Annotated in this window: 17 protein-coding genes; 5 read left to right on the top strand and 12 right to left on the bottom strand. The window is 41.3% G+C overall.

The features are described 5' to 3' along the window. Positions 1 to 17 precede the first annotated feature (17 nt). Together EGV91_RS01750 and EGV91_RS01745 are read right to left on the bottom strand one after the other, a co-directional pair. Complete coding sequence (locus tag EGV91_RS01750; RefSeq protein WP_135500461.1) at positions 18 to 371, bottom strand: hypothetical protein; 354 nt, start codon at positions 369 to 371, stop codon at positions 18 to 20. Between the two features lie 53 nt (positions 372 to 424). Then, a complete protein-coding gene (locus EGV91_RS01745) occupies positions 425 to 970 on the bottom strand; it encodes a dihydrofolate reductase family protein (protein ID WP_135500460.1) in 546 nt (181 codons plus the stop codon). A gap of 139 nt (positions 971 to 1109) precedes the next feature. On the opposite strand from EGV91_RS01745, the gene EGV91_RS01740 reads away from it, so the two are divergent. Then, the gene (locus EGV91_RS01740) at positions 1110 to 1439 is read left to right on the top strand and encodes a DUF3784 domain-containing protein (RefSeq protein WP_241666085.1); all 330 of its coding nucleotides are present in this window, start codon (positions 1110 to 1112) and stop codon (positions 1437 to 1439) included. Between the two features lie 31 nt (positions 1440 to 1470). On the opposite strand, the gene EGV91_RS01735 is transcribed toward EGV91_RS01740, so the two are convergent. From EGV91_RS01735 to EGV91_RS01695, 8 genes are all read right to left on the bottom strand, one after another. After that, entirely contained in the window at positions 1471 to 1845 is a 375-nt protein-coding gene (locus EGV91_RS01735) for a YciI family protein (protein ID WP_135500459.1), read from the bottom strand. A 159-nt stretch (positions 1846 to 2004) separates the two neighbouring features. Then, entirely contained in the window at positions 2005 to 2502 is a 498-nt protein-coding gene (locus EGV91_RS01730) for a DinB family protein (protein WP_135500458.1), read from the bottom strand. A 99-nt stretch (positions 2503 to 2601) separates the two neighbouring features. After that, positions 2602 to 3219: an HAD family hydrolase gene (locus EGV91_RS01725; RefSeq protein ID WP_135500457.1), complete on the bottom strand. Its 618-nt coding sequence runs from the start codon at positions 3217 to 3219 to the stop codon at positions 2602 to 2604. 66 nt (positions 3220 to 3285) lie between these two features. After that, the gene (locus EGV91_RS01720; RefSeq protein WP_135500456.1) at positions 3286 to 3573 is read right to left on the bottom strand and encodes a hypothetical protein; all 288 of its coding nucleotides are present in this window, start codon (positions 3571 to 3573) and stop codon (positions 3286 to 3288) included. An 85-nt stretch (positions 3574 to 3658) separates the two neighbouring features. Beyond that, positions 3659 to 4276, bottom strand: coding sequence for a hypothetical protein (locus EGV91_RS01715; RefSeq protein WP_135500455.1), 618 nt, complete (start codon positions 4274 to 4276; stop codon positions 3659 to 3661). Between the two features lie 305 nt (positions 4277 to 4581). Then, entirely contained in the window at positions 4582 to 5160 is a 579-nt protein-coding gene (locus EGV91_RS01705; RefSeq protein ID WP_135500454.1) for an Imm64 family immunity protein, read from the bottom strand. A 127-nt stretch (positions 5161 to 5287) separates the two neighbouring features. Continuing rightward, positions 5288 to 5746 carry a barstar family protein gene (locus EGV91_RS01700; RefSeq protein ID WP_158290558.1) on the bottom strand — a complete coding sequence of 153 codons (459 nt, stop codon included), beginning with the start codon at positions 5744 to 5746 and terminating at the stop codon, positions 5288 to 5290. 32 nt (positions 5747 to 5778) lie between these two features. Then, a complete protein-coding gene (locus EGV91_RS01695; protein WP_135500452.1) occupies positions 5779 to 6870 on the bottom strand; it encodes an NAD(P)H-dependent flavin oxidoreductase in 1092 nt (363 codons plus the stop codon). 241 nt (positions 6871 to 7111) lie between these two features. On the opposite strand from EGV91_RS01695, the gene EGV91_RS01690 reads away from it, so the two are divergent. Both EGV91_RS01690 and EGV91_RS01685 read left to right on the top strand, forming a co-directional pair. Beyond that, positions 7112 to 7654 carry a GNAT family N-acetyltransferase gene (locus EGV91_RS01690; RefSeq protein ID WP_135500451.1) on the top strand — a complete coding sequence of 181 codons (543 nt, stop codon included), beginning with the start codon at positions 7112 to 7114 and terminating at the stop codon, positions 7652 to 7654. 254 nt (positions 7655 to 7908) lie between these two features. Further along, positions 7909 to 9159: a YeeE/YedE family protein gene (locus tag EGV91_RS01685; protein WP_241666087.1), complete on the top strand. Its 1251-nt coding sequence runs from the start codon at positions 7909 to 7911 to the stop codon at positions 9157 to 9159. A 72-nt stretch (positions 9160 to 9231) separates the two neighbouring features. Here the strand turns inward: EGV91_RS01685 and EGV91_RS01680 are convergent, their stop codons facing one another. Together EGV91_RS01680 and EGV91_RS01675 are read right to left on the bottom strand one after the other, a co-directional pair. Next, positions 9232 to 9804 (bottom strand): nucleotidyltransferase family protein, encoded by a 573-nt coding sequence (locus EGV91_RS01680; RefSeq protein WP_135500449.1) that lies wholly within the window; start codon positions 9802 to 9804, stop codon positions 9232 to 9234. Positions 9805 to 9900: 96 nt separating this feature from the next. After that, positions 9901 to 10437 carry a hypothetical protein gene (locus EGV91_RS01675; protein ID WP_135500448.1) on the bottom strand — a complete coding sequence of 179 codons (537 nt, stop codon included), beginning with the start codon at positions 10435 to 10437 and terminating at the stop codon, positions 9901 to 9903. Between the two features lie 160 nt (positions 10438 to 10597). Here EGV91_RS01675 and EGV91_RS01670 point away from each other — a divergent pair, with 160 nt between their 5' ends. Next, a complete protein-coding gene (locus EGV91_RS01670) occupies positions 10598 to 10954 on the top strand; it encodes a plastocyanin/azurin family copper-binding protein (protein WP_135500447.1) in 357 nt (118 codons plus the stop codon). Between the two features lie 320 nt (positions 10955 to 11274). Beyond that, positions 11275 to 11775 carry a plastocyanin/azurin family copper-binding protein gene (locus EGV91_RS01665; RefSeq protein WP_135500446.1) on the top strand — a complete coding sequence of 167 codons (501 nt, stop codon included), beginning with the start codon at positions 11275 to 11277 and terminating at the stop codon, positions 11773 to 11775. Positions 11776 to 11805: the final 30 nt, after the last annotated feature.

Here is an 11805-nt window from a genome sequence, read left to right as displayed (position 1 = left end):
GAATAATTCAAGACATATTAACTGAAATTATTGATTTCAAAACGAAACCAATAAATTCCCCTCATCTTCGGCGTTGAACAGATCCCTTCAAATTCCACTTGCTTAGCTTCAACTATCCTCGGACCCATCACTGTGATTTCATTGCCCAATTGACCTGCAAGCAAAAGTACTTGAAACACCGCGTCTTCTGGCTGCTCGATTTGTAACGGAGTTGAGCAAGTGAGGTCATATTTCGATTTGTCCTGCCAATAATGCTCTAAGGATATGATGGTTATTGCGCCTATTTTATTTGATAAATCGTCTATAATTTTTTGTGCCTTTTCTTTCGAAACAGTATCGATAAAACAGCGCCACTCGATTGTTGCAAACATAAAAAACTTCTCCTGCCTCTTAAACTTTATTCATTTCTTTTGCTAATCGGCTCCTATTTCAAAACTTTATACCAAACCTCTACCTGCTCAGCGGTCTCGATGACGCGCAGTTTTTCCAATTGAACTTCAAGGTCTTCCAAATGCGCGAACAAGCGAATTCCCGAACCAAGCAATAGTGGCGCAATCGCAATCTGCAATTCATCCACCATGCCCGCTTTCAACAGCTGCTGGCTTACGTTTGCTCCAAGCACCACGACATTCTTGTCCTTCGCAGCGGCTTTTGCTTGCTGAACAGCACTTTCAATGCCCTCGGTAACGAATGTGACCGTTAAGTTGTCATTTTCCTTCGGATGTTTGGCCGGAGGGTGATGCGTCAGCACAAACAATGGAACTTGAAATTCGTAATTGTCTGCGTAAGCATCTGGATTCTTGCTCATCGCAAAGGTATTGCTGCCCATAACAACTGCTCCCGTTTGCTCCATCATTTCTTTGATTTTAGCGTTCGGTTTAAAACTTGCATAAAGTTTGCCCAATTCTCCATTGCGGTCGCTGATAAAACCATCCAGCGAAACAACCATTCCCACACAGACTCTCGCCATGCTTAATCCCTCCGCTTCCTGCTCAGCCGTTCAAATCATTTAAATGTGAGTGAAACTTTTCCAAACCAAATGAGTATACTTATTAGAGGCAACACAGCATCAAATAAAGCCGATACCGATTGAAATGAGGTGCTTTGCCATGTCGATGGAAATGATCGTTCCATTAGGAGTAATAATTCTATTTCTTATTTTGAGTATTTACTTGCTTCAAGGAAAAGGCGCGATGCTGATATCAGGCTATAATACGATGTCGAAAGAAGATAAAGCGCAATACGACACTATGGCGCTGTGCAAAGCCACTGGAAAACTGATGCTGGGTGTGACCGTTTCAATCTCATTAATCTTTGCAGGAGATTTGTTTCAGCAGAACTGGTTATTTATTGTCGGCACCGTTTTGATGATTGCGAACATTGTTATTGGATTGATTTACATGAACACGGGGAATCGCTACAAGAAAAATCAAAAGTAAAGGAAAGAGAACAAAACTAGTTCTCTTTCCTCTACGATTTCATCTCAAACGTGTGGACAGGGCGGATTTCCAGTTCCCAGCCAAGTTGTTCTCCGCTGCTGACTTGCACCGTTGGATGTTGAGAAGCCACGCGGATTGCTTCATCCATGTCTTGCGCTTCTATTACAAATACACTTCCCAAAACTTTTGTGGGCTCAGTTATCGGACTTGAAATAACCTGTACCTTTCCGTCAATCCGCTGCAAGCTTTTCATTTCCTGAGCAACACCGAGATCCATCAGTACCTGGCCACTTTTAAATAACTCGTCGAGATGTGGCTGGCATTCCATCATAATTGCATCGATTTCCTCTTTTGGCAGAGCGTCCATTTTCTCTTTATTAAAAAAGCCCATGCATTGGTATTTCATTTTAAAACCTCCTCCTCCGTTTGAGTTTCACTAAAACAAATCCTAGAAGATTCACCAAATGCATTCCGTAAAACTAATTTCTATAAAAAATAATTATCCATTACTAAATTCGTTCAATCCCCTAAATAATCCTTTATTTGCTGTTTCCTTCAAGAAACCTTATAAAATATAACTCTCCAACTCTTCTTTTTGGCGCAAATGATGGCGGGAATGCATTTCGACCAAGTCGTACCATTCCCTTGCATTCAGCCAGCCGAAGCCTCCATGCTTCACTTTATAATTCGGATTGACTGTATCCACATTCGATTCCCACTGGCTCAGCCTTTGAATTATCTCTTCCATCCTGACCACCAGTTTTTCCTTGCTGTCTGAGTTGTTGGGAGGAGCGTTCATTTCATCCGGCAGCCTGATTTTAACAGGCGGGAACCCACCGTCTTTAAATAATTGGGCACCAAAGCTGGTTTTGCCAAGTGGCTGTTCCTCATTCAAGGCAGCGCAAGCTTCCATATTATCGAGATACTCATGCGCAACTAAAATGATATGGTCGTACATCTGTCCAATCGACCAAACGCCATCTTTCTGAATGTGCCTTAACTGCTCCGGCGAATAATTATTAAGTTCATTTTTTAAAAAGCTATGCAGATCTTTGCCTTTCATTATAAAGACTCCTTTCTCCAATAAATTTTCTGCTAGTAACTGAATAAGGCCACTAATTTCTCCGGTAAATATAAACCCCTCTGCGTGAAAATCATTTACTTACGCTTTAAAAACTCTTAAAAGTTCATCAAAACTTTCAACAGCTTCATCGTACTCACTCGCATAACCAAAACCATATTTCGCATAGATAAAGGGAATGCCCGCAAATTTAGCTGCTTTTAAATCACCTTCCGTATCGCCGACATAAACCGGTTTGGACAAGCTATTCCGTTCAATGACCAAATTGATGTTTTCACCTTTTGACAGCGATGTTCTTCCTGGGTTTTCAAAATCCAGGAAATACTTTTCCAATTTATGATATTCGTAGAACACTTCAATATAGCCATCTTGGCAATTGCTTACTATGTATAGTTTGTATTTCTGCGAAAGCTCTGCCAGCACATTTTCTACATTTTCGTAAAGTGCTCCACCGCGTTTTGCTAAAAAGGACGTTTCCAATGACCAACACTCATGGATTAACTGCTCACGGCGTTCCTTGTTTAATGCAGGAAACAATGTCATCCCGACCTCATCCATCTGCATCCCCATCGTGGCCGCTAATTCTTCCCTCGTTAATTCGTTCATTTCTTCCCTAGTTAAAATGCTGTTCCAAGCACCCAGAACTGTGTCGATCGGGTCCCAAATCGTTCCATCCAAATCAAAAATAATGCTGTCCAAAAGATGAGTCCTCCTTAGGTGTTTATTTTTCTTTACTGCATTTTTATGTCCGCACTTATTATGTCTTTACTTAACAATTACATCAGAAGCAAGAATATAAGGGAAATCTTCCGAAAGTTCTGCGGGAACTACTTGAACTTGATGTCCCACTTCCAATTCTTCAAAAGAACTTATAGCCCCACTGAATGTTGTGATATCAATCAAGAAAACTTCTTCGGTTTCCGGTTCTGAGCCATTTGAAGAAATCTCCACGATAAAACTGGCTTCCTTCTTTTCGTTTACGGTTCCATCGATAGTTCCACAGCCTGCCAAAAAAAGGATGAGGATACCCAGTACGGAAAACATTCTTTTCAAAATAGCTCACTTCCTTTTCATAAAGTTTATTAAATTTATTGTGCTAGCCAAGAACCAATGGAGTCACGGTTTAAGCACCATCGTTTTATTGTGGATAGGGGCTTCCAGCTTCTTCCACTAATGTTCCTTCTGGCAAATGGCTCTTCAGGCTTTCCAATGTTTTATAACGATGATCATTCGTATAAAGATTTAATCCATCCCCATCGTACCAAATGCTAATAACCGTAGAAGCTTCCTTCATTTCAAAGAAAGGGTGCACATAAGGTTTCTTACGGCCCCATAAAGTTTTTCTGGTTGCTGATTTATATGTGCAATTATCTGAGAAGGACAGCGCATAAAAATTATTGGAATTAGCGATCCAAAATGTTTGGTCTACTATTATCTTTAATGAATGTGTATCTTTTAGCACAATCTCCAAAACCGGGATGCTTTTATTTTTCACGCCCTCCGTTCGGACGGTGTAGGCAATCCGATTGTCTTCAAACAATCGGACAAGTTCTGATGAAACATCACCAAAAGGTTCCATTACAAGAAAAACAGGAAATGAATCTTGCGCACTTATAAAATCAATCAAGAATTTGCGAGTTTCGTCAGAGTCTCCGTCTGGCCCGATATACCATTTAGCAGCATTTTGAAAGTTGCTGAACAAGTTCAACTCTTCTGCCGACTCGAAATCTTCACGTACTATGAATATTTTTGCCACTGACTAACCTCCACTTCCCGCACCAGCATCGCCAAACTATTAAGTCCGACAAAGCATTTACTCAGTATCTACATTTTGCCTTTCTTTATCCAACCCATAATTTGAAAAGTTCCAAAAAAGCTAACTAACAAAAGAATAAGCAAGGCTAGTATCCATATTTCTAACCGATGTATTTCTCGCAAGCCTCGGGCATTCGCCTTAATAAAACCTAAAAGAACTAAGGACAAGAGATAGAATAAGATATTAGGAATAATCCATATGGCTCTCAAGCTGTTGTTTTTTATGACAATCCCTTCACATCTCAATCAATTGAAAGTTCTTTTAGTAAAACCATCTAAATGCCATTTGTTTTTAATTACAGAAAAACTTTGATTCTCAATGGGTAAAACTACCAAAGAATATGCATTAATATATTCTTTATCGTCGTAGGGGGAATAGTCCACTTCTGAATCATGGTCACTGAATACATAATTGTAGTTTGTAAAAGTATAAAGGTTTTCAGAAAACTTAATAATCAATGCATCCATTTCATTGAGGCTAAAAATTTCCAATAGAATTTCTAAATCAAATTCTAGCAAAAAGCCAAAAAAACCTTTTTGTTCAATAAACCGAATTACAAAGGTTAATTCCTTTATGTCGCAAAATTTATTAAATCTTATTTTGATTTCTCCATAGTAGTTTTCAGTTATTAATTTGTGGTTTAGCTTGTTCGAGTGGTTATCCAAAAAGCCCTCTATCCAATTTTCGCCTTCTAAATCTATACTTACTTTGTACTCGAACGGTTCAGCTTTTAGTTTTAACATATAATCCATTAAATTCTGCAATTCCTCTGCTTTGCTGAAGGAATTATCATAAACTATGCCAACCGATAGAATATTAGTCATCTTATCGTCTGCCTTCCTATATTCCAAGTCTATTTTGCTTTGGTTTTCAAAGCAGAATAATACTCCTGTTGCAGTTCTCTAGATACAGTTGAAGCATTCACGTCTTTTTATATTTTCCTCAACAGACTTATAAGCCTCTCGCTTTATCGAACCACTCTGCATCGTTCCACTGAGGAGCCATGCCTCCGATTGCGGGTATCAGTAATTCAGGATCATTCGATTGCACGAAACTCATCAAAACGTTTTCTCTAATTAAAAATCGCCATGCATTTACCTGAATCACTTCCAACACATCATTACCAAACTCTGGATTCTTCGCCAGGAATTTATCGTAGTTCTCAAAAACCAGTAAGACACCTGTTTTTTCTGGCTCTATATCCGATAAACAATCATCAAAAGCATTTAAATTTTCCCCGTAATAAGCTGGAAACATTAAGGTCTTTGCGATTTTTTTATGAAAAGCACCTTCATCCAGATCTGCACAATCCACCCGGGCTACCTCAAAACCTTCTGCTTTTATCAATGCTATGTCTTTTTCGAGAATGCTTGATTTGTTATACAAAACAACGCTGCCGTTAAGCATCATTTTCCTCCAAAACTCAGGATGCATGTTTATCCCTATCCCCAATCGTTGTAAATATCGTAACCCGGTTTTTCAACATCCCCCATAATCGATTCAATCAGTTCTCTAGCCGTCTGATCTTTCGCCAATTCCGGGCTTTGCCCTGACCATAGTGACATGTAATCGCTCGTCCGCTGACTTGCTGAAGCCTTCCGTATTTCTTGGGTCAACGTATTTTGGAGCGGAAAATCCGGCAAGAGCAGTTCGTATTTTTTCATTTGCCTGGTGAACTGGTTTTCAATCCCGCGGGCCCATTTCCCTGAAAAAGAGCGCGTCATGATGGTATCTTCTGCAGAAGCGCTGAGGATTGCTGCTTTGTGTATGGCGTTCGCTCCACTTTCTTTGCAAGTCAAAAAGGCTGTCCCCATTTGAACGCCTGCTGCTCCTAAAGACATTGACGCCTTTACACCCCGTGCGTCCATTATTCCACCCGCTGCAATAACCGGAATGTTTACCTGATCAACCACTTGCGGAACCAGGGACATCAAGCCGATGAGCTTTTCCTGATTTCCATCAAGGAAACTGCCGCGGTGCCCGCCGGCCTCGCTTCCCTGCACCACCACCACATCCATTCCGGCTTTCTCATTTTCAATTGCCTCTTCAGCTGTTGTTGCGGTACCGATCAAGAAAATCTTGTGTTTTTTTAATTCAGCGATAATTTCCTTCGACGGAATCCCAAAAGTAAAAGAACAAACAGGCACTTGTTCTTCAATAACCACTTGGAGATGCTGTTCGAATGTTTCATGCAAATCTTGTTCCGATGGAAACTCAATATGCTTTTGAGGAGGAAGCTTCAACTGATGCCGCAACGAGCTGAGAGCATCGATTGCAAATTCAATTTTCTCTTCCACCACATTGAATTTTTCTGGTATGAATAAATTGATGCCAAACGGTTTTTGTGTCTGTTTCTTGATTTCTCTGATCTGTTCGCGCGCTTTGCTGGGCGTTAAGTAGCCGGCTCCGATCATGCCTAGTGCACCTGCATTGGAAACTTCAGCCACCAATTGTGTAGTTGTCACGCCGCCCGCCATGGGAGCTTGAATTATCGGAAACTTTATAGCCAAAAGCTTTTCTATCTTTATTGCCATTGGTTGTTGCCTCCTTTGTTTAAGTATTCTTTGGCATTAAGAAAACATCAAAATTATACACTTTAAACAGCTCAACATTGTAGGCCATTGAAATGAAGTTCCATAACTTACCTGTTGTTTTATGCAATGCCAGAAGCATATACTTCTTTATAATTGGTTCGTTTTAATTGTTAAGGTTGTCCTGAAAATCAAACGCTATCTCCAATTGATGCAAAAGTCATTATAAGGGAGTTGAAACATTATGGAACTTATGGGAAACAAAATATATATCCGCTTTTTCGAAGATCAAGATGCACAGGCTTTGCTCGATTTGCATGTAAGAAACCGTGAATTTTTCCAGAAGTACTCTCCGATTTTTCTGGAGGAATCCTACACATTTGATGGCATTATGAATTTCATCAGCGATTCTGCCACGCAAAGAGAAGCAGACAAAAACTATGCTTTCGGGATATTTGCTAAGGAAAACCACATATTAGTGGGTGAAATCTCCTTATCCCGAGTCGTCCGGGGACCGCTTCAGAAATGTATGATCGGCTATTCGTTGGACAGCCAATTCAACGGCAAAGGCTATACGACAGAAGCTGTTGCCCTGGCAGTGGAATTCGCATTTATTGAACTGAAACTGCACCGCGTTGAAGCCGGGGTAATGCCCAGCAATACGGGTTCCATCCGGGTTCTAGAAAAGGCAGGCTTCCATAAAGAGGGCTTGGAACAAAAAGGCGTTAAGATAAATGGGTCGTGGGAAGACCACTATATCTTCTCTATGATTTCTGAGAATAATTGATCATTACCAATTTAAGAAAGCATTTGAAGAAGACACTTTTAGCTAGGTGTCTTTTTTTATGCGTTCCATAAATTTTACCATTGTTCCAATAATCTAAATACAACGAACTGTAATTAGTTTTTATTCTTTAATAAATAGATTTTGCTATACCAGCTTGTTGGCAAGCTAAACAAGTTGACTTCAAAACTTCAAAACATTAACATTAAACTTTAATCCGACTAAATTAATAGGAAAAGGGTGTTATAACATTGGCCATAACTACAGTTCAACCCGTTGATGAAACAAAGGATCCCATTGCAAGAGACGGTCTTGCATTGAATCCACCTCAAAAAATCCTGATTGCCGGTGGCGTGATTGCCGCAATCCTGTTGTTTGTATACTTGCTGGCAACGCAGCACGTCTCTCAGCCGATGCTGTTGGGCATCGGCTTGTTGCTTGGCTATACTTTATTCCATGCACGCTTCGGCTTTACGTCGGCATTCCGGCGCATGGCTTCTGTTGGCAACGGCCAATCGATGCGCGCACATATGCTGATGCTGGCGATAGCGGTAACGCTGTTTGCACCGATTCTTGCGTATGGCACAACTTTCTTCGGCGGACCGGTAGCCGGATACGTTTCACCAGTTGGCGTCAGCCTGGTCGTCGGCGCATTTATATTCGGCATCGGCATGCAGCTCGGCGGCGGCTGTGCTTCCGGCACACTTTACGCATTGGGCGGCGGACGCACAGTCATGTTCGTGACGCTGATTTTCTTTATTGTCGGTGCGACAATCGGCGCTTACCATTTGCCATTCTGGACGGAAGAAATGCCTGCATTCGCTCCTGTTTCACTGGCCACGTCCACTGGACTCGGCTACGGCGGCGCATGGCTTGTCTCCATCGCATTTTTCGGATTGATCGCTTGGCTCACGCTGGTCATTGAGAAGAAGAAAAAAGCGCCTAAAATGGCGCCTCTGCCTTCAGAAAAAGGATGGAAACGGATTTTCCGAGGATCGTGGCCGTTATTTGCAGCCGCGATTGTTCTGGCAGTACTTAACGCCTTGACGCTCATGACGCGCGGAACGCCTTGGGGCATTACGTCTGCATTCGCTTTATGGGGTTCTAAAATCGCAGCTGCGTTCGGTGTCGACGTTGCTAGCTGGGGCTATTGGCAAGGAGCCAATGCCGCATCGCTGCAAGCTTCTATCTTCACCGATTCCACCACTGTCTTGAACCTTGGCGTCATCATAGGTGCATTTATCGCTTCAGCAGCTGGTGGATTATTCAAATTCACCAAAGTCACTGCAGGCAACTTCGCAGCTTCTGTCGTTGGTGGATTAATGATGGGATATGGCGCTCGCCTCGCATTTGGCTGCAACATCGGCGCTTACTTCGGCGGCATCGCTTCATTCAGCCTTCACGGCTATATCTGGGGAATCCTTGCACTTGCCGGTACGTTCGTTGCGTTATACTTGCGTCCATTGTTCGGGCTGTCGGTTCCAAAATCAAATGATTCTGTGTGTTAATGAAAAATAAAGCAAAAAAGGATTGAGCGCTGTTTATCGGCACTCAATCCTTTTTTACTTGCTTACACGTTTTCAAATTTCAACTCGAAATATTTTTAGCTGTTTCCAAATGAGTTGCCAATTCTTATTTCGCACTCGATTTTCATAAACTGCCAGACGTTCTTTGTCTGCTTCAAAATACGGTGTCGGCTTTACAGTCAAGTTGATCACATCCTCTACCCCATGAGGAGCCAATAAAATCACATTGTTCCGGCTGTCCAATTTCACCCCTAATGCAGTAGCAGTCTCTGGAAATTTTCTAACCGCATCACAGGATGAGCTATAAGGTTCTACACTATTTCGAAGATGCATTCTAGCCTCGTTTTTTACAGACCATGGAATGCCTGGATACATGATTATAAGATTGTTTTCAATTTCCTTCTCTTCGTCTTCGCCGATATTTTTATCATCAAAGTAAATCACATCGATATCTGGCAGCGGAGTTCTTTCGTTAAACCCATGCAAAGTATCCCATATTTTTGAGCGCACAAACCCTGCACATATCCACCCATCCCGAAGATCCGCCGACTTTACAGCATTTAGCAGACTCATCATCCACTCATCTTTTTGGATGGACTCTATAATGTCTTTCTCGTTTTTCAGCATCTATATCCCTCATTTATATTCCGTTTGCGTCGCCGTTCTTCTTAAAACGTGCATTCCCAGTTCCAAATTAGCTTCTCTATAAGCTTTAACCTTCTGTTAATGTGTTCCTTCATTGTTCAGTACTGTTCTAAAACGCTTTCTTTGCAAAATCTCGTCTATCAACCAAAAGCTTGCAGCACAAATAGCAGGAATTACAGATAACTCCTTGATTAACAGCATCCCGAATGTGAGATGCACCAAACCTGCTACAAGCAAACGCTTAGAGAAGTGACCGGAGATCCAGTCAGATAAAAGAGAAACAGGAATTCCGTAAATGAAAAAACCTAAAATGGCATAGAATGCGACAACAATAATAGAAAGTCCAAGTTCGAAAAAACTTGGAGAATCGGATATCTCTTTAAAGATTACCGATGGAACCAAAGTTAAGAGCAATGTAAAAACGGCAGCGCCAGTTACGGCAGAAAATACTTTTCTGGACATTCGTTCTTTCGTGAAAAAATGATTGCCAAATGGAAGCAGGAAGAATAGCATAGCTGATATAAAGACCACTTTCATATAGAATGGCGTATCAGAAACCAGGATCAATAACGAAAACATCGAGAATACGCCTACTTTCAAAAACAGCAATTTCATTTCAACCTCCATGGTTTTATTTTAATTATACCAATTCAAATTCTTTAAAATAATCTTCCTTCTACTGATCTCTGCAAACATTTGTTTACTTCAGCTGATGAAGAGATACACCATTGCCACTTTCCTTAATGAATAAAGCAAATCTAAAGGAGGAGAAAACATGAGCAGCAAAAAGTTCGGGTTGATGCTGTCTGCCGGAATTCTGATGCTGGGTGCTTGTGGAGAAGAAACACCTGAAGCCCCTGAAGCAGAGAGCGGCGCTGCTTCTGAATTATTATCTAATGGTGACAAGACCAGCTTTGTGTTTAAGGAAGAAGGCGAATATTCGATTTTTTGCGAGCCGCATCCAATCATGGAAATGACTGTCATAGTAGAAGAAGGTGCAGACCAATCGGGTGAAGTGGCAATTGACATTGCCAACTATGCATTCAGCGAAAATAACATCACCGTTGCCCCGGGAACAACCATTGTATGGACCAATAAGGAACAGCTTGAGCACAATGTTTCGATTAAATAATCTTTAAAAGCAAAAGTTCATACAAACAGTACAGGCGAGTGTGTTAGCTGCCAGTGCTGTTTTTTTAATTTATGATTTTACTAATCACTTTAATCTTTAAAACTTGCCTAATCATATTGTTTCTTAAAACACAGACTACCAAAGATGCTCTGCCTCGTTCGTGAATTCTATAAGAATTTAAAAAAATATTTTGTTGGCAGTTAGACGAGCTGGCTTCATACATACATCTTATTTTAGAAACAATCTTCATTGTGAATGTAATCTAATTCCCCTTTTCTTGCGTTCTATAAAAAAGAGCAACATACAAGGAGGAGAAGAAGATGATCAATAAAAAATTCGGCTTAATACTGGCAGCAGGCATTCTAGCATTGGCGGCTTGTGGAGAAGAAGAACAGCCAGCAGCCAATGACGCGACTGAAGTTGAAGAACAAGAAAGCGCTCCAGCTGAGGAAACGGCTCCAGAAGCCGAAGAAGAGATGCCTGAAGAAGATACGGAGAAAGAGGAATCTGCAGAAGATGACGCTGAGAAAGTCGCAGACGAAGCACCTGAAGCTATGAGCGGCGCTGCGTCTGCCCTATTGGCTAATGGTGAAACAACCAGCTTCGTATTCAATGAAGCGGGAGAGTTTTCAATTTTTTGCGAGCCTCACCCTGTGATGAAAATGACTGTCTTAGTAGAAGAAGGTGCGGAACAAATGGATGAAGTCGCAATCGATATTGCAGATTATGAATTTGTTGAAGAAACCATCACGGTTGCCCCTGGCACAACCATTGTGTGGACGAACCAGGATCAGGTCCAGCATAATGTTGCGATTAAATAAACGCCCCATGCAGAATGTGGCTATGAAAAA

It is taken from the genome of Planococcus koreensis, from assembly GCF_004761975.1.
In the GTDB taxonomy this organism is placed as follows: domain Bacteria; phylum Bacillota; class Bacilli; order Bacillales_A; family Planococcaceae; genus Planococcus; species Planococcus koreensis.
Note: the sequence above shows the minus strand (reverse complement) of the source record. Positions and strands in the feature narration are given on the sequence as shown.